Annotated in this window: 12 protein-coding genes; 4 read left to right on the top strand and 8 right to left on the bottom strand. The window is 63.7% G+C overall.

Annotated elements, in window-relative coordinates; genetic code table 11:
- Nucleotides 1–822, bottom strand: a complete 822-nt coding sequence (gene pyrF, locus HY962_15940) for an orotidine-5'-phosphate decarboxylase (protein MBI5648422.1) — start codon at nt 820–822, stop codon at nt 1–3.
- 99 nt (nt 823–921) lie between these two features.
- Here pyrF and HY962_15935 point away from each other — a divergent pair, with 99 nt between their 5' ends.
- From HY962_15935 to HY962_15925, 3 genes are read left to right on the top strand one after another with little or no spacing between them, the layout of a single operon-like run.
- Nucleotides 922–1,197, top strand: a complete 276-nt coding sequence (locus HY962_15935) for a DUF971 domain-containing protein (protein ID MBI5648421.1) — start codon at nt 922–924, stop codon at nt 1,195–1,197.
- Nucleotides 1,198–1,228: 31 nt separating this feature from the next.
- Nucleotides 1,229–4,597, top strand: a complete 3,369-nt coding sequence (gene mfd, locus HY962_15930) for a transcription-repair coupling factor (GenBank protein MBI5648420.1) — start codon at nt 1,229–1,231, stop codon at nt 4,595–4,597.
- A complete protein-coding gene (locus HY962_15925) occupies nt 4,594–5,622 on the top strand; it encodes a hypothetical protein (protein MBI5648419.1) in 1,029 nt (342 codons plus the stop codon). The genes mfd and HY962_15925 overlap by 4 nt, the downstream gene beginning before the upstream one ends.
- Here the strand turns inward: HY962_15925 and HY962_15920 are convergent, their stop codons facing one another.
- Nucleotides 5,623–6,339, bottom strand: a complete 717-nt coding sequence (locus HY962_15920; protein MBI5648418.1) for a 3-hydroxybutyryl-CoA dehydrogenase — start codon at nt 6,337–6,339, stop codon at nt 5,623–5,625.
- Between the two features lie 299 nt (nt 6,340–6,638).
- The gene (locus tag HY962_15915) at nt 6,639–7,514 is read right to left on the bottom strand and encodes a 3-hydroxybutyryl-CoA dehydrogenase (GenBank protein MBI5648417.1); all 876 of its coding nucleotides are present in this window, start codon (nt 7,512–7,514) and stop codon (nt 6,639–6,641) included.
- A 243-nt stretch (nt 7,515–7,757) separates the two neighbouring features.
- On the opposite strand from HY962_15915, the gene HY962_15910 reads away from it, so the two are divergent.
- Nucleotides 7,758–9,452 (top strand): hypothetical protein, encoded by a 1,695-nt coding sequence (locus HY962_15910; protein MBI5648416.1) that lies wholly within the window; start codon nt 7,758–7,760, stop codon nt 9,450–9,452.
- A gap of 40 nt (nt 9,453–9,492) precedes the next feature.
- On the opposite strand, the gene HY962_15905 is transcribed toward HY962_15910, so the two are convergent.
- The 5 genes from HY962_15905 to ftsY all read right to left on the bottom strand — a co-directional run bounded on the left by HY962_15905 (nt 9,493) and on the right by ftsY (nt 17,815).
- Nucleotides 9,493–13,041, bottom strand: coding sequence for a methylmalonyl-CoA mutase family protein (locus tag HY962_15905; GenBank protein MBI5648415.1), 3,549 nt, complete (start codon nt 13,039–13,041; stop codon nt 9,493–9,495).
- 714 nt (nt 13,042–13,755) lie between these two features.
- Entirely contained in the window at nt 13,756–14,538 is a 783-nt protein-coding gene (locus HY962_15900) for an enoyl-CoA hydratase/isomerase family protein (protein ID MBI5648414.1), read from the bottom strand.
- Between the two features lie 114 nt (nt 14,539–14,652).
- A complete protein-coding gene (locus HY962_15895; protein MBI5648413.1) occupies nt 14,653–14,883 on the bottom strand; it encodes a hypothetical protein in 231 nt (76 codons plus the stop codon).
- A gap of 92 nt (nt 14,884–14,975) precedes the next feature.
- Entirely contained in the window at nt 14,976–16,814 is a 1,839-nt protein-coding gene (gene mutL / locus HY962_15890) for a DNA mismatch repair endonuclease MutL (GenBank protein ID MBI5648412.1), read from the bottom strand.
- A 23-nt stretch (nt 16,815–16,837) separates the two neighbouring features.
- The gene (ftsY, locus tag HY962_15885) at nt 16,838–17,815 is read right to left on the bottom strand and encodes a signal recognition particle-docking protein FtsY (protein ID MBI5648411.1); all 978 of its coding nucleotides are present in this window, start codon (nt 17,813–17,815) and stop codon (nt 16,838–16,840) included.
- Nucleotides 17,816–17,825: the final 10 nt, after the last annotated feature.

Genomic DNA, 17,825 nt, shown 5'->3' with positions numbered 1-17,825 from the left:
TTACCGGGACGCGGCGGGCAGATGCCCGTTGATTTCGTCGCGCATCGCGATGGCGGCCTCGCGCGCGCGCGCGGCGAAATCGTCGCCCTTGCTCGCGTAGAGGATGCCACGGCTGGAGTTGAAGACGGCGCGCAGGCCCGCGGGCGTGACACCGGCCTTCACCGACAGTTCCACATCACCGCCCTGCGCGCCGAGTCCGGGCACGAGGATGGGCAGTTCGCCCACGTGAGCGCGGATGTCGGCCAGTTCGGAGGGATGTGTCGCGCCGACGACGAGTCCGCAGTTGCCGTGTTCGTTCCATGTCAGGATCGTGTCGATGACGCGGCGGTACAGCGGCGCTCCGTCGACCTGCAGGTATTGGAAGTCCTTCGAGCCCGCGTTCGACGTGAGCGCGAGGATAAACACGCCCTTGTCGGCGTGCGCGAGGAAGGGCTGCACCGAGTCGCGCCCCATGTACGGCGCAACGGTGACGGCATCGAAACCCAGATCGTCGAAGAGGGCCGAGGCGTACATGGCGGAGGTGTTGCCGATATCGCCGCGCTTGCCATCGCCTATGGTCACAAGACCCGGCGGAATCGCGTCGAGGGTGCGCCGCAGCACTTCGTGCGCGCGCGCGCCGAGGGCCTCGTAAAAGGCGAGATTGAGCTTGTAGGACTGGGCGACGTCGGCGGTCGCCTCGATGATGGCGCGGTTGAAGGCGATGACGCCGTCGGGGTCCGCCCCGAGCTGCGCGGGTATCTTCGCGGGGTCGGTATCGAGGCCCACGCAGACGAGACTTTTGTTTTTCGACGTGATGCCGTCTAATTTTTCCAGGAAGTGCATGGCGGGATGTTCGGAGGTGGTTCGAAAACGAACAATTCCATGCAAGTTAGACGAGACCCCACTGAAAGGCAATCCGCAATGCGACCGAGCAAAATATCCATGACAGCCGAGGGAGCGCTTTCCGTCGCCTGGGACGACGGATCGACCGACGTCTACCCTCTCTCGCTGCTGCGCAAGCGCTGCCCCTGCGCGCAGTGCGGCGCCGATGCGCGCGATCGCGGACCGTCCTTCATTCCTCTTTTCACGCGCGACGCGCTGACACTCGCATCAGTGACCCCCGTCGGCACCTACGCGATACAGTTCTCGTGGAAGGACGGGCACGGCACGGGCATTTACACCTACGACTACCTGAAGGAGATCGCGCCGGCGCCCTGAGGGCGGCAGCCGCGGCGATGATCCCCGCACCGTGAGCACCACCATCCCCCCTCCCCCGTTCCTCGAGCGCCTGCGCCGGGCCGAGCCCGTCGTGCGCCTGCTCGCCGCGCGTCCCTCCCCGGGCGCGCCGCAGCGGTTGCGCGGACTCGCCGGTTCCCTGCCCGGGCTTCTTGCCGCCCTCTACTTCCGCGAGCATGCCACGCAGGTCGTGCTGGTCTGCGCCGACGGCGCCTCGGCCCGCGACGCATGGAACGACGCGGGGCTGGTATTATCGGACAAGGAACTCCTGTTTCTTGCGCCACGTTCCGCCGCGACAAACCGGCAGGTCGCGAGCTTCGACGACCACATGGCCGAGCAGGCCGACGTGTTGCGCGCCGTGCGCGAAAATCCGGTGCGCCTCATCGTGACCGATGCCGAGAGCGCTTTGAGCGAGGCGCCCTCGGCCCGCGCGCTCAACGAGCATTCGCTGACCGTCGAGATGTACGCGTCGCTGCGCCAGGAGGAACTGACCCGCCGTCTCGCCTTCGGCGGTTTCGAGCGGAACGACTTTGTGGGTGCGACGGGCGATTATGCCGTGCGCGGCGGCATCGTCGACGTGTTTCCGGTCGGATTCGACAATCCGCTGCGCATCGAATTTCTCGGCGACATGGTCGAGTCGATCCGCGAATTCGATCCGCTGAACCAGCGCTCGATCCGGTCGCTCGAGACCGTGGGTTTTGTGACGTCGCTGTTTCTCGCCGACGAGGCGGCCGACCGTCCCGCGACGTTGTTCGACCACGCGGCCAACGACGCCGTGTTTTTCATCGACAATCCCGACCTGCTCGCGCGCGAAGCTGAGACGCGCGGCCGCGGCGAGGATCTGCGCATGGCGCTCGCGCTGTTCGCGGCCTTCGAGATCCCCGCGCTTGCGGGCAGCGCCGAGGCGCTCGACATCGGCGCGGAGACGCAGCCCGCCTTCAACGGCTCGATCACGCTGCTGCGCGAGTACCTCGACGAATGCGCCCTGCTGCCGCGCGACGTGTACCTCGTGGCCGATTCCGAGCAGCAGGCCCTGCGGCTCGACGACCTGCTCCACGCGCCGCTGCGCGGACCAGGCGCCTACGGCGACGACGACGACGAGCCGCCTCCCGCTGCCCCGCGCACCGCGCTGTTCTGTCCCGTCAGCCGCGGCTTTGTCCTGCCCGCCGCGGGTTTCGTGGTGCTCACCGAACACCAGGTCTTCAACCGGCAGCGCATACAGAAGTCCGCCAAAAAAGGCGCGCGCGGCCTCTCGCTGCGCGAGCTGCGGCAATTGAAGCCGGGCGACTACGTGGTGCACGTGGACAAGGGCATCGGCAAATTTGTCGGTCTGCAGACCATCACGGTGAACGGCGGCGTGCAGGAAACCGCGAAGGTGCTGTACGCGGGCGACGACGTGCTGTATGTGAACCTCGCGTACATCGCGCGGCTGCAGCGCTACTCGTCGGAGGAGGGCGCGACACCCGCCCTCTCGAAGCTGGGTTCCGGCGAGTGGGACCGCCTCAAGGAGCGCACGCGGAAGCGGCTCAAGGACATCGCGCGCGACCTTATCGCGCTGTACGCAAAACGCAAGGCCGTGCGCGGCCACGCCTTCTCGCCCGACGGCGGCTGGCAGAAAGAGATGGAGGCATCCTTTATTTACGAGGACACGCCCGACCAGGAGCGCGCCACCATCGACGTGAAGCGCGACATGGAATCGGCCGTGCCGATGGACCGGCTCGTGTGCGGCGACGTCGGATACGGTAAAACCGAGGTGGCGATCCGCGCGGCGTTCAAGGCCGCGCTCGACGGCAAACAGACGGCCGTGCTCGTGCCCACCACCATCCTTGCACAGCAGCACTTCAACACCTTTCACGACCGCCTGCACCGCTACTCCGTGGTGGTCGAATCGCTGTCGCGTTTCAAGACCAAGGCCGAGCAGGCCGCGGTGATCGACCGTCTCAAGCGCGGCGGCGTCGACATCGTGATCGGGACGCACCGCATGCTCAGCGCCGACGTCGCCTTCAAGGATCTCGGCCTGCTGATCATCGACGAGGAGCATCGTTTCGGCGTGGCCGCGAAGGAAAAACTGCGCCGTTTGCGCGAGCACGTCGACACGCTGGCGCTCACCGCCACGCCGATTCCGCGCACGCTCAACTTCTCGCTGCTCGGCGCGCGCGACCTCTCGATCATCGAGACACCCCCGAAAAACCGCCTCCCCGTGCTCACGAGCATCCTGCCTTTCGAGAAGGACACCGTGCTGGAGGGCATCACGCGCGAGATGAAGCGCGGCGGCCAGGTGTATTTTGTCAACGACCGCATCGGCGACCTCGAGACGCTGGCCGGAAAAATCCGCGCGATCGTGCCCGGCGTGCGCATCGCCATCGCACACGGACAGATGACGGGCGCGGAACTCGAACGGGTCATGACCCGCTTCCTCGAAAAACGTGTGGACGTGCTTGTCACCACAAAAATCATCGAATCGGGTCTGGATATCCCGAATGCGAACACGATTTTTGTGCACCGCGCCGAGCGCTTCGGCCTGGCCGAACTGTACCAGTTGCGCGGGCGCGTCGGCCGCTCGAACATCCAGGCCTACGCGTATTTCCTTGTGCCGCCCGAGGCGCGCATGACACGCGACGCCGTCAAACGCCTGCAGGCGCTCGAGGAGTTTTCGGATCTGGGTTCGGGTTTCCACCTCGCGATGCGCGACCTCGAGATACGCGGCGCGGGCAATCTGCTCGGCGCCGAGCAGAGCGGCTTCATCGCCGACATCGGCTTCGAGCTGTATCTGCGCACGATCGAGGAAGCCGTGTCGGAACTGAAGCAGGAGGAATTCACCGAGGTGTTCGCGGACAGGCCCGAGGAACCCGAACGGCCGCGCGACGACGTGACGATGGAACTGGGGCTCGACGCGTATCTGCCTCAGACCTACGTCGGAAATTCCACCGAACGTTTCGACCTGTACAAGCGGCTCTACAACAGCGACAGCGACGAGGCCATCGACACGATTGCCGACGAAATCGCGGACCGGTTCGGCCGTCCGCCCGAGGAGACGATCAACCTGCTCTCCGTCGTGCGGCAGCGTCTCGTGGCCGCGCGCATCCGCCTGGCGCGCGTCACCTACCAGGCCACGCGCCTTGTGCTGGCCTTCCCGCCGGAAGACGACACGGTGTTCTACGAGAAACATTTCCAGGCGCTGGTGGATTGGATCATGGCACACAAACATCGCATGAAGCTCGAGCAGGACGCGCGCGAACTGCGCCTCGTGATTTCGGGCGTGGAGACACGCGCCGATGTGGCGGCGCTGCTGGCCGAGATGCTTGACCTGTGCCTCGCGGCGGCGGAAAAAATCCGCGCGGCCGCGGCGGATGCGAAGAACGGGACCGAAGGAGTCGCATGACCGACAGTTTATCCCCGCGCACATCGAAACGTGCCGCCTACGCGATACTCGCGCTGCTGTTCCTGGCCCTTGCCTGGAACTACCGTGCGGTCCTGCTGCCCGGCGACGGAGACCGGCCCGAAGGCGAGCTGCCACCGCGTCCGCTCGCGCGCCCCGCGCTGCTGCTCGTGCTGCCGCTCGCTGAGTTCCCGCGGGACGCCGGCGAGGCGGCATCGCTGATCGCTTCATGGCGCAAGGCGGGCGCGCAGGGCGTTGCTCTCACCGTCTGCGCGTGGCGGACGAGTCCGGCCGCGCCGCGTATCGAGTGGTTCGAGCGAGAGACGGCCGAACTGCGCGAAGCCCTGCTGTTGCTGCGCGAAAACGGCATGGAGCCGGTGGTATGGGCGGGAATTTCGCGCGCGCGCGGCGATGCCGGCGCTCCGGCGCCTGTTGCACCGACCGACGAATGGCTTGCCGCGCTCGCGCGCGCCGCGCGTGACGGAGGCGCATCGGCGATGATCCTTCCGCGGGACGTGCTCGCGTCCGGGGCCGGGGACGATCCCGCAATCAGCGCTTCACGCGTGGCATCCATGCACCGTATTTATTCCGGACCACTCGGTCTGAATATTTCCGACACGGCCGACGCGGCGCGCACCGCGGACCTGCCCCATATAGAATTCCTCGCGGTTGCTCCCGATGCCGACATGGACGGCCGGGCCGACAGCCTGCGATGCGCTGCCTTGAGTCTGGCGGCACACCGCCCTGTCCTCCTTGCTGCGGGCACTGTGCGTTTTGTGCTGCACAGCGCGCTTACGATGTTCACCGGCGCGCGTGAGTCCATGCTCGCGGCCCCCGCGCCAGGGGCGCTGGACCGCGCGCGTAATGCCGCGGGAGCACCGTGGTTGCGCGGTGTCGTCCTCGACGCGCGGACCTTCGCGGATCCCGCTCTGCTGCCGCACGCGCAATTATTGTTCGCGCGTGTTGCGGGCGCGGGCGCGGCGATCGACAAACCCGCGCGGGGAACGGAGCTGCGCGAGGCGCCCTGATCAGTCCGCCGAGAGCGCGAGTTTGCGCAGCAGCGGCGCTGGGCGGTAGCGGTCGTCGCCGAGCGTGGTGTGCAACGCTGTCACTATCGTGTACACATTGCGCCACCCGATGAGCGCCCCCCATTCGAAGGGTCCGCGCGGATAATTCACGGCGAGCTTCATCGACGTCTCGATATCCTCTTCCGTGGCCACACCCTGCTGCAGCGCAAACAGCGCCTCGTTCAGGATGGAACACAGCACTCGTGGAAACACGAGACCCACCTCGTCGGCAACCACTTCCATCGTCTTGCCCACACTTTCGATGAAGCCGCGCAGCACTGCTTCGTGCGCACGTGTGTTTCCGTGCGGGAAGGCCACCTCGACACATTCTCCCGCAAGCAGTCCAGGCAGTGCGCCCACGCCAATGATGCAGGCGGGCTTCCGCGTCCATGTCGCAACCTCCGTGGCACTGACCGCTACAGTGTTGCAGAGCACAGGCACCTTGCCTCCGGTGTAGGTCACTATCTCGTCGATGAGCGCCTGCCTCTTCGGTGTGGATCCAACATGAAAATTGAACACCAGGTCGAGATCACGCACGTCGTCGAGCGCGTCGATTTTATGCGCATGTTTCGACAGGGTCTTCTTCGCATCCCTGCTGTACACATGGCAGGTGTGGCTCTCACAGACCGAGATCCAGTCGTTGATTATTGCCGCGGGGCCGGTAAAGAGAAGGTTCATGGTGTTCGGACTGGGGAGTTGGGAGTAGGGAGTGGGAACTGGGAACTGGGAACTGGGGACTGGGGACTGGGAACTGGGGACTGGGAACTGGGGACTGGGGACTGGGGACTGGGGACTGGGAACTAGGATCTGGGGACTGGGAACTGGGGACTGGGGACTGGGAACTGGGGACTGGGAACTGGGAACTGGGGACTGGGAACTGGGAACTGATTTGATGTGAGCCTCGTTACTAGATCCTAGCTCCTCGTTCCTACTTCCTACTTCCTACTTCCTAGTTCCTAGTTCCTAGCTCCTCGTTCCTACTTCCTAGTTCCTTGCTCCGTGTCGTATGTATAAAATCCCCTGCCCGATTTGCGTCCGAAGAGGCCGGCTTCGACAAGGGCTTTCTGAAGAAACGAGGGACGGTACCGCGGTTCGCCATTAAATGCCTCGTAGAGCGAGCGCGTGACTTCGTAATTCACATCGTGGCCGATGAAGTCCATCAGCTCGAAGGGTCCCATACGGAATCCGTGTCCGCGCACGATGCGGTCGATGGTGTCGATGTCGGCCACACGCTCCTCGGCGATGCGCAGCGATTCGGTGTAGAAGGGCCGCGCCACGCGGTTCACGATGAAGCCGGGGGTGTCGCGCGTTTCGACGGGCGTCTTCCCGAGTTCACGCGCGAGCTGCATTACGCTGTCGATGGTGTCGTCGGATGTAAAACGGCCCGCCACGACTTCGACAAGTTTCATCAGATGGGCGGGATTGAAGAAGTGCATGCCCGCCACGCGCGATGGATTCTTCACACCCGTCGACAGAACGGTGATGGAAAGAGAAGACGTGTTGGAAGCGAAGATGGTCCGCTCGTCGCAGAGCGCGGAGAGGTCGGCAAAGAGCCGCTTCTTGAGTTCGAGCGATTCCGGCACCGCCTCGATGACAATGCTCGACGAAACGAGTTCGTCGAAGCCGCCCGTGATGCGCAGGGCGGAAAGAGCCCTGTCGCGCTGTTCCGCGGGAATCTTCCCCTTGTCCACGAGACCCGAAAGCGTGCGGCTGATGCCGTCCCACGCCGCGTCGCGGCTCTCGATAAACGCGTCGAACAACGTCACGCGTTTCTCCGCCAGCAGCGCCGCGATGGCGATACCGCGTCCCATCGCGCCACCGCCGAGTATGCCGATTGCCATGTGTTGATTCATCTCTCTCTCCGTGAGAATTTCATCCGTGCAGCGCCGCTTTCCGGCTGTGTCATAAACACGTATGATAGCACTTTTCATTCGAAAAGAATACGGCACAATTCCCTGATGATTCGGTCTCGTCGATTTGTGTTTTTTGGGAGGAAAAAGTAGACTGCGATCATGGACCATCCATCGGGGATCAGTCTGATATACTCGCGTGAACCCTCTCGTATCGAGAGCGTGCGGGCGCATTTCAGGACCGCCATGCCGGACTACGCTGTGCGCATGCGTGATTCAGACGACGGGTGCTGCCTCATGGCCTCGATCGCATTGCGAGACAACAGTGACTTCTCGCGCTTCTCCGCCGATCCCGATACCGGAGCGCTGGGAATCGTCGACGGAGTATTCTTCACCGATTCCGTACTCGAATACACACCACACACACTGATCGATCTTCCTCACGAAGGCCTCTTCCCGCAAGCCAACGGCATGTTTGTCGCCGCCGCATATCACGATGGGCGGATCCGTGTGCTCAACGATTGCTGGGGATCACTCCCGCTCTACTACACCGCTTCACGAACCTTTTTTGCCGCATCCACGAGTATCGCGTTCCTCAGATCGCTGCTGCCCGGAGGAGGCACACTCGACGAGGATGCCTTCGCGCAGATAGCGTGTTTCGGCCAGACACTCGACGGCTCGACCATGGTGCGCGGCATTCGCAGAATGAAAGCGGGCACGGAGATTGTCCCCCGATTTTCCGGTGCAGATATCGTCGAGCGGCGCTATTGGTCAATTCATTTTTCACAGGAGGACTACTCCCCGCGACTGCTGGATGAGACAGCCGAGGCCTTTATCACGGCACACGCGCGGCTGCTGCGGAAATATCCCGAGGCAATAGCGGGCCTCACGGGCGGCTTCGACAGTCGAACCATTTTGGCGGCGACGCTCCGCTGTGGACATCGACTGCCGTCCGTCACACATTATATCGCCGAGGGCCACGATCTGCGTATTGCCCGCTCGATTGCCGCTCGCTACAGGGTGCCTCACACACTGATCAAACTCGACAACGAATTTTTTGATGACGAGGTGAGCTACGCGCAGGCACTGTTCGACATGTCGAATCACCAATGCGGCGTGCTCAACACACACGCACCGTTCGTGTACCGGCGTCTGCCGCATCAGGCGAGTATTTTATTGGACGGGAACCACACATCGATTGAAGGACGCTGGTTCCTTCGCAACGAAGCACACCAGTTGTCCGACGACGATAAATTCAGGGCTCGAACGATCGCCGTGTTTGAATCGACAGGCATTCTTGACCTTCTGGGACCGGAAGCAGCAACAAGTATCCGTCGGCGGGCACACGAAATAGCGACCGAGCAATTCGAGCGAAGGCACCCAGATTCGAATCCGAGCAACCGGGCGGATCGAATCTACGCCGAGCTTGTCCTTCCTCAACACGGCACCGACCTTGCGCTGCTGCAGAATAACTTCATCCGCTATGTGTCGCCGTATTTCGATCACACGTACGTGGCGCCGTTGCTTCGCATTCCGCCACGCGTACGCTGGTTGCAGGGTCCGCAGCGGCGCGTCATGGAGTTGTGCTGCCCGGCGTTGACGCGGGCCGCGCGCTCGTATTCCGACGTACGAACCCTGCCCTTCTCGAATCAGCTTCTGCAGCGCTTGCCTGTCGCGTATCAGCGCGCGTTGGACGTCGGCCTGCGCGAACGCAGTCCGCGCCTCCATCGCCTCCTCTCGATGCGCAAACCATCCATGCCGTGTGTACACAACGGCTCCCTTGCGACGCTTGTCTCAGGAGCACTGCCGGCACAATTCAATGTGCAACGCATCGCAACGCTCGTGAACGAAAGCCGCACGACGGGGGATCTGCACCCGTCGCTGCAGCGCGCGCTGCACATCGTACGGCTGGCCGCATCGATCGACGGCGGCATCTGCTAGGCCAGGCTGCGACGAGTGCCGGACCGCGGGGAAAACCCGCTTACATGTTCCTGCGGTATTGCCCGCCCACGGCGTAGAGGGCGGCCGAAATCTGTCCGAGCGAGGCCACGCGCACGGCTTCGAGCAGGCGGTCGAACACGTTCGCGTGCTCCTGTGCCGCCTGTTGCACGGCGGCGAGCGCGGCATTCGCGGCCGAGGCGTTCCGTTGTTGGAAGGCGCGCACGTTCTCGATCTGCCGGACCTTCTCGTCCTCGGTCGAACGGATCAATTCGGTCGGCTGTGATTCGTGCGAGGCCAGATGTTCGGGGCGGAGGAACGTGTTGACGCCGATGATCGGCAGCTCGCCGCTGTGTTTGAGATGTTCATAGAGGAGCGACTCCTCCTGTATTTTGCCGCGCTGGTACATCGTCTCCATCGCGCCCAGCACCCCGCCGCGGTCGGAGATGCGACGGAATTCCGCCAGCACCGCCTCCTCGACCAGGTCGGTGAGTTCCTCGATGATAAAGGCGCCCTGCAGGGGATTCTCGTTCTTCGCCAGACCCAGCTCGCGATTGATGATGAGCTGTATGGCGAGGGCGCGGCGCACGCTCTCCTCGGTGGGCGTGGTAATCGCCTCGTCGTAGGCGTTGGTGTGCAGCGAATTGCAGTTGTCGTAAATCGCGTAGAGGGCCTGCAGCGTGGTGCGGATGTCGTTGAAGTCGATCTCCATCGCGTGCAGCGAACGGCCGCTGGTCTGGATGTGGTACTTCAGCTTCTGCGAGCGGTCGTTCGCGCCGTACAGATTCTTCATCGCGACGGACCAGATGCGCCGCGCCACACGGCCGATCACCGAGTACTCGGCGTCGATGCCGTTCGAGAAGAAAAACGAGAGGTTCGGCGCGAAGTCGTCGATGTGCATGCCCCGCGAGAGGTAATACTCGACGTAGGTGAAACCGTTGGCGAGCGTGAAGGCGAGCTGCGTGATCGGATTCGCCCCGGCCTCGGCGATGTGATATCCCGATATCGACACCGAGTAGTAGTTGCGGACGGAATTCCGGACAAAGTTATCCTGAATGTCACCCATCATCTTGAGCGCAAACTCCGTCGAGAAGATGCAGGTGTTCTGGGCCTGATCCTCCTTGAGGATGTCGGCCTGTACCGTGCCGCGCACATTGGCCATGGTTTCCGCCGCGATGGACGCGTACACGTCGGCCGGCACGAGTCCGCGCTCCACGAGCCAGGGTCCGTGAACCCCCAGCGTGCCGAGTCCGAAATAGCGGTGCACACGCGCGCCCTTCGCGAAGTGCGCGGAATCGCCGAGTTCGTCGAGCACCTCCGTGAAGTTGTCGACGCCCGCATACACCGGGCGTGTCATGCCGAGCGCGGCGAAGTGTCCGTCGATGGCCGCGCGTGCCTCGGTGTACCTGCCGTTCAATACCAGCCATTTCTCGACCTGTTGGTCGATGGCCGTGTTCATGAACATCGCGAGAATCATGGGCGCCGGACCGTTGATGGTCATGGACACCGAGGTAGTCGGCGCGCAGAGATCGAAGCCGCAATAGAGCTTCTTCATATCGTCGAGCGTGCATATCGACACGCCCGAGTTGCCGATCTTGCCGTAGATGTCGGGACGCTCGTGCGGATCCTCGCCGTACAGCGTCACGGAGTCGAAAGCCGTGGACAGGCGCGCGGCGGGCATGCCCTGCGACACGTAGTGGAAACGGCGGTTGGTGCGCTCGGGTGCGCCCTCGCCCGCAAACATGCGTGTCGGATCCTCGTTCTCGCGCTTGAAGGGAAACACACCCGCGGCGTACGGGAAGGAACCCGGTACATTTTCAAGCAGTATCCATCGCAGCACGTCGCCCCAGTCCTCGAACTGCGGCAGCGCCACCTTGGGGACGCGTGTGCCCGAGAGTGTGGTCGTGTACAGGTCGGTGACGATTTCGCGGTCGCGCACGCGTGTGACAAGTTTGTCCTGGCGGTAGGCCTGTTTCGCGTCGTTCCACTGCGCGAGCAGGTCGCGATTCTCGGGAGTAACCAGCGAGCGGAAGTGGCCGATCTGGGCTTCGAGCGCCTCGAGCAGGTCCGCGCGCAGCGCGCCTTCGCCTATTTCGACGGTGCCTTCGGCGCCGGAGATGCGCAGTTCGCGGCGTGACGCGCCTTCGGCGAGCACACGCGCTGCGCCCTCGAGCTGATACCACTTGCGCGCGTGCGAACACTGCTCGGCGGCCCACGTCTTGTAGTCGCGCACGCTATCGGCGATTTCCGACAGGTAGCGCGAGCGTTCGGGCGGGATCACGGCGGCCTTGTCGGGAAGTGTCGCGTCGACGGCGACGTCGGTGCTCCACGCGGTGCCGGTTTTTGTGTCGATGAGACGGAGCAGCGAGGCGAAGAGGTAGTTGGTGCCTCGGTCGTTGAACTGGCTGGCGATGGTGGCATAGACGGGCAGATCCTCGTCGCGCGCGTCCCACAGCCCGTGATTGCGGCGGTACTGTTTGCGCACGTCGCGGAGCGCGTCCTCGGCGCCACGTTTCTCGAACTTGTTCAGCACGACCAGATCGGCCAGATCGAGCATGTCGATTTTTTCGAGCTGCGTCTGCGCCCCGTATTCCGGGGTCATTACATACATCGACACATCGACAAGATCGACGATGGCCGAATCCGACTGCCCTATTCCCGCGGTTTCGACGATGACGAGATCGAAGCCCGCGGTCTTGCACAGGTCGATGGAGCGGTGCAGCGCGGCGGATGTCGCGGTGTTGGCGGCCCGCGTCGCAAACGAGCGCATGAAGACGCGCGTGCTCCCCTGCGGATCGCTGGTGGCGATCGCGTTCATGCGGATGCGGTCGCCGAGCAGGGCTCCGCCCGTGCGGCGTTTCGACGGATCAACAGAGAGCACGGCCATGGTCATGTCGGGAAACGCGAGCAGGAAGCGGCGGACGATCTCGTCCGTGAGCGACGACTTGCCCGCGCCGCCCGTGCCGGTGATTCCGAGGACGGGTACACGGTGTCCTTCCGGAACGGGTATGCTGACAGAAGTATTTTCTTCGACCACACTGAGGGCCTGCGCGAGGAGGAGGCGGTCGTGTGCGAGTCCGTTGTTGAGTTCGGCGACCGGAGTGCCATGGACGAGCAGCGTATCGTTTTTCACCGCGATGTCGCGCGCGCGTCCCGCGGGATAGTCGCAGGCCTCGAGCATGAGATTGATCATGCCCTGCAAGCCGAGGTCGCGTCCGTCCTGCGGCGAGAACACACGATCGATGCCATAGGCGTGTAATTCCGCGATCTCTTCGGGCACGATCACACCGCCGCCGCCGGCGAAGATTTTGACATGATCCGCGCCGCGTTCGCGCAGCAAGTCCTTCATGAAGCGCAGGTACTCCATATGTCCGCCCTGATAGGACGAGATGGCGATGCCCTGCGCATCCTCATGGATAGCCGCGTCGACAATTTCGGACACGGAGCGATTATGACCGAGGTGAATGACCTCGGCGCCGCCGGCCTGGAGTATGCGGCGCATGATATTGATGCTGACGTCGTGTCCGTCGAAAAGCGACGCGGCGGTGACGAAGCGGATTTTGTGAACCGGGGAGTAGGCGGGCTGTTCCATAATACACGCAAATGTGGATCACAAATATGCGAAATTCTGCGCTTTGCATCCACGGGCGGCCGTCCCGGCCGCCCGCTTCCCTCGCGGGCCGCGCAAAGCTCCACGGACGCGCCTCCGGCGCGTCCAATCCCTCGCGGCAATCCGCCCCTCCACGGACGCGCCTCCGGCGCGTCCCATCCCCCTCGGCGCGGCACCCCTCCACGGACGCGCCTCCGGCGCGTCCGGGCGTTTCCATCAGCGCCGCGATGCGCCATGCGGGCCATGCGCCATGCGTGCCATGCGCCGTGCGTGCCATGTGCCATGCGTCATGCGGGCCATGCGCCATGCGGGCCATGCGCCATGCGGGCCATGCGCCATGCGGGCCATGCGCCATGCGGGCCATGCGCCGTGCGGGCCATGCGCCTTGCGGGCCATGCGCCATGCTGGCCATGGGCCTTGCGGGCCATGCGCCATGCGGGCCATGCGCCATGCGGGCCATGCGCCATGCGGGTCATGCGCCATGCAGGCCATGCGCCATGCGGGCCATGCGCCGTGCGTGCCATGTGCCATGCGCCACGCGGGCCATGCGCCATGCGGGCCATGCGCCATGCGGGCCATGCGCCATGCGGGCCATGCGCCATGCCTCGCGCCCGGACGTGCCGGAGGCACGTCCGTGGATTTCGTTCGCCTCCCCGCACCCGGACGTGCCGGAGGCACGTCCGTGGAGGGATAGATTTATCGTCCCTCGAATTTCGGCGGACGTTTTTCGAGGAAGGCGCGTTTGCCTTCCTGATAGTCGTGGCTGTAGCCGGCCTTCTCCTGCATGTCCTCTTCGAAGAGCAACGCCGTTTCGAGGTCGCTTGCCACGGCGCGGTTCAGCATCTCCTTGATCTGGCCGATCGCTTGTGTCGGCGCGGTGGCAAGACGTTTCGCGACGGTCATGGTGTAGTCCATGAGTAACTCGGGCGAGATCACCTTGTTCACGAGACCGATCTCCGCGGCCTCCTGCGCCGTGACATCGCGGCCGGTTGCGCACAGCTCGAAGGCGCGCGCGTAGCCGACGAGATGCGGCATGAACCATGACGAACCGGAGTCGGGCACAAGTCCGATACGGATGAACACCTGGATGAGCTTCGCGCGTTCTGAAGCAAAACGCATATCGCAGGCGAGGGCCAGGCTCAGCCCCGCACCCGCGCAGGCCCCGTTGATCGCCGCAAGTATCGGCTTCGGCAGGGCGCGCATGGCGCGTATCAACGGATTGTAGCGGCGTCGCAGACTGTCGGCCAACGAGCGCGTCGGATCGTCGGAAATATCCTTCAGATCCTGTCCGGAACAGAACGCGCGGCCGGTACCGGTCAGCACCACGGCACGCACGGTGGCATCCTCACCCGCAACGCGGAACGCATCGAGCAGATCCGCGGAAAGTTGTTCGTTGAAGGCATTCAACACATCCGGACGGTTGAGCGTGATCGTCATCACCCCGTCTTCTACCGCACACAAGAGCGTTTCGTATGTCATGTGTCCTCCGAATGATTCAATTAATGTAGTTCACAACGCTGCAATCGATTGATATCCCGATGCACACACGCGATCGCAAGTATCGGATGCATCCGGATGTCGCCATGCCGTTCTCTACTCCTTGAGAGACCCATCATCGGACGAGTCCTCGCCCGCCCGCGCGGCAGCGAGGAGCGCCGCCATAAACGGATCGGCCTCGATACGTGCCATCAGAATTTTTCGCGCTGCGGCATCCGCATCCGTCCCATCACCCGCATCCTGTACATGCGAGGCGAGCCGTGTGCAGTCGCAGTCATGCGCGGCACTGCCTTCTTCCCTCTTCCCCCTTCCCCCTTCCCCTACCACGTGTTCTCCGTTCGCCGTTCCCCGTTCACGCGTTCCCCGTTCAACGTTTCCCGTTCCCCGTTTTGTATTCGCTCGTCCCATCCCGTCCGCCTTCAGCTTGTGCGTCCGAAACGGCGATCGAGTTCGTCGAGCGGCAGGCGAATCACAACGGGGCGCCCGTGCGGACACACGTAGGGATTCGACGTCGCAAAAAGCTGATCGATGAGTATCTGCATCTCGGGAGGACTGAGCTTCTCGCCGGTCTTGATCGCGGCTCTGCACGAGTACGACGCGGCGACATTGTGCCGCACGTCGGTGGTGCCCGTGCCGCTGTATTCCTTGTACTGCTCGATCATCTCCTCGAGGATGCGTTCCTCCATGCCCACGCGCACATCCTGCGGCACGGCCTCGACGGTGACGGAATCGGGCGGCGCGACACGCAGGACAAATCCGAGGCGGCGCAGCTCGGCGAGGATGTCGACCAGCAGCGCATAATCGCCGGGCACGACACGGAAGGTATGCGGGAAGAGGAGCTGCTGCGAAAAAGGCGCGGCATGATCCAGCGCGGCAAGCGCGCGTTCGTACAGGATGCGCTCGTGCGCCACGTGCTGGTCGATGATCATCAGCCCGCTTTTAATGGGCGTGAAGATGTATTTGTTGTGGAGCTGCCAGAGAAAGGACGTGTCGGACACGGGCCTTTCACTGGGGAGAAGTATCACCTGACCTCCGCCGTCGCCCTGTGTTTCGCTCGGATGCTGCGAGGGCAGGCCGAGGGATTGGAACAGCGAGTCGATGGCGGCCGGATCCATACGCCCGCCCGCGGACGAGCGGTCGGCGTAACTCGGATGCTCGTACCCGATGCCGCGGAAGCGGTCGCCGCCGTCGGCAGGACCCGTGCCGGGTACCGCAAGCCGAGTGCGGGCGGTCTCGTCTCCTCCCGGTATAGGATCGCGGAACGTCAGCGCGGGCGACAGATCCGCACCGTACAGCGAGCGCCGCACAACCGCGTTCACCAGCGAATACACATGCCGTTCATTGCTGAACTTCACCTCGAGTTTCGAGGGATGTACGTTCACGTCGATCTCGCGCGGATTGAGATTGAGGAACAGCACGTACATCGGATACTCGCCCTGCTGCAGCATGTGCTCGTACGCGCTCACCACCGCGTGGTTCAGCAGGCGGCTCACGATGCTCCGGCTGTTCACAAAAAGCAACTGCTCGCCGCGCGTCTTCCGTGCGAAATCGGGACGGCCGACAAAACCCGTGATGGTGAGCAGGTCGGTCTCCTCGCGGACCTCCACCAGCGAGGCCGCGGCACGCTCGCCGAACACGGCCGCGATGCGTCCGCGCAGCGCCATGGGAGGCACGTCGTACACGCGTTCGCCGTCGTTGATGAGCGTGAAGTGCACGTCGGGATTCGAGATGATGGCGCGCTGCACGGTGTCGGCGATGTGCCGGTATTCCGTCGAATCGGCCTTGAGGAACTGCCGGCGCGCGGGCGTGTTGAAGAACAGATTCTTCACGGCGATCGATGTACCGGGCTCGCCCTGCACACGCGTGCGCTCCTCGAGTGTCCCTCCCTCGATGCGCACGAGGAAGGCCACGTCGCTGTCCGCGGGGCGGGTGCGTAATTCCACTTTCGCGACCGAGGCGATGGAGGGCAGCGCCTCGCCGCGGAAACCGAACGTGCTGATGGTCTCGAGATCGTCGGCCGAGGAGATTTTGCTCGTCGCGTGCCGTTCGAAGGCGAGCAGCGCATCGTCCTCGCTCATGCCCCTGCCGTCGTCGATCACCTGCACAAGCTGTTTGCCCGCGCCCGCGATCACGACTGTGACGCGTGTCGCGCCCGCGTCGAGCGCGTTTTCGACAAGCTCCTTCACCAGCGACTCGGGCCGCTGCACGACCTCGCCCGCCGCGATCTGATTCGCGATGTGCTGCGGAAGCCGGTGTATGCGATCGGGCGAGGCGCCTGTGGTCACGGGTTTTCCGCCTCCGTTTCCGTGCTGAATCCTTCGAAGAGGGCGTCCACAAAACTCTCGCGGTCGAACACCTGCAGGTCGTCGATCTGCTCACCCACGCCGATGTATTTGACGGGGATGGCAAGTTCGCCGCTCACGCCGATCACAACGCCGCCTTTCGCGGTGCCGTCGAGTTTGGTCACCACGAGTCCGGTCACATCCACCGCCTGCGCGAACTGCTGCGCCTGCTGTATCGCGTTCTGTCCGGTTGTGGCGTCGAGAACGAGCAGCACGTCGTGCGGCGCCTCGGGCATGAGTTTGGCGAGCACGCGTTTGATCTTCTTGAGTTCCTCCATGAGGTTCGTCTTGGTGTGCAGACGGCCCGCGGTGTCGATAATCACCACGTCGGCATCACGCGCCATCGCGGCTTGCAGCGTGTCGAAGGCCACGGCCGCGGGATCGGAGCCGTGCTGCTGCTGGATGATATCGACGCCCGCGCGTGTTGCCCATACTTCGAGCTGCTCGTTGGCCGCGGCACGGAACGTGTCGGCCGCGCCGATCACAACTCTTTTCCCCGACGAGCGGTAATTGTGCGCGAGTTTGCCGATGGTCGTTGTCTTTCCAACACCGTTTACACCCACGATCATGATCACATAGGGCCGCGCACCGGCCGGGATTTCGATCGAGGTACCGTCGCTGCGCACGTCGTTGACACCGAACAGCGCGGCCACTTCCTCTTTCAGAAGCGCGAGCAGTTCGGACGCGTCCTCGTACCGCTCCTTCTTCACGCGGTCGCGCAGATTGTCGACGATGCGCGATGTCGCGCCCACGCCCACGTCGCCGAGTATGAGGATCTCCTCGATCTCGTCGAGCAGGCTTTCGTCGATCTTCCGTTTTGCGCGCAGCACGCGCGTCACCTTGCGCACGACATCGTCGCGCGTCTTCATCAGCCCTTCTTTGAGACGGGTGAGTTTGAGTGCGTCAAGAAAACCCATGGAACTCCGG

It is taken from the genome of Ignavibacteriota bacterium, assembly GCA_016218045.1.
Lineage (GTDB): Bacteria > Bacteroidota > Ignavibacteria > SZUA-365 > SZUA-365 > JACRFB01.
Note: the sequence above shows the minus strand (reverse complement) of the source record. Positions and strands in the feature narration are given on the sequence as shown.

Bases quoted from the DNA above. Each gene is read 5' to 3' on its own strand.
- HY962_15910 (MBI5648416.1), top strand. From the start codon at position 7,758: ATGCCGGACTACGCTGTGCGCATGCGTGATTCAGACGACGGGTGCTGC.
- ftsY (MBI5648411.1), bottom strand. From the start codon at position 17,815: ATGGGTTTTCTTGACGCACTCAAACTCACCCGTCTCAAAGAAGGGCTG.
- HY962_15915 (MBI5648417.1), bottom strand. From the start codon at position 7,514: ATGAATCAACACATGGCAATCGGCATACTCGGCGGTGGCGCGATGGGA.
- HY962_15900 (MBI5648414.1), bottom strand. From the start codon at position 14,538: ATGACATACGAAACGCTCTTGTGTGCGGTAGAAGACGGGGTGATGACG.
- HY962_15935 (MBI5648421.1), top strand. From the start codon at position 922: ATGACAGCCGAGGGAGCGCTTTCCGTCGCCTGGGACGACGGATCGACC.
- pyrF (MBI5648422.1), bottom strand. From the start codon at position 822: ATGCACTTCCTGGAAAAATTAGACGGCATCACGTCGAAAAACAAAAGT.
- HY962_15905 (MBI5648415.1), bottom strand. From the start codon at position 13,041: ATGGAACAGCCCGCCTACTCCCCGGTTCACAAAATCCGCTTCGTCACC.
- HY962_15925 (MBI5648419.1), top strand. From the start codon at position 4,594: ATGACCGACAGTTTATCCCCGCGCACATCGAAACGTGCCGCCTACGCG.
- HY962_15920 (MBI5648418.1), bottom strand. From the start codon at position 6,339: ATGAACCTTCTCTTTACCGGCCCCGCGGCAATAATCAACGACTGGATC.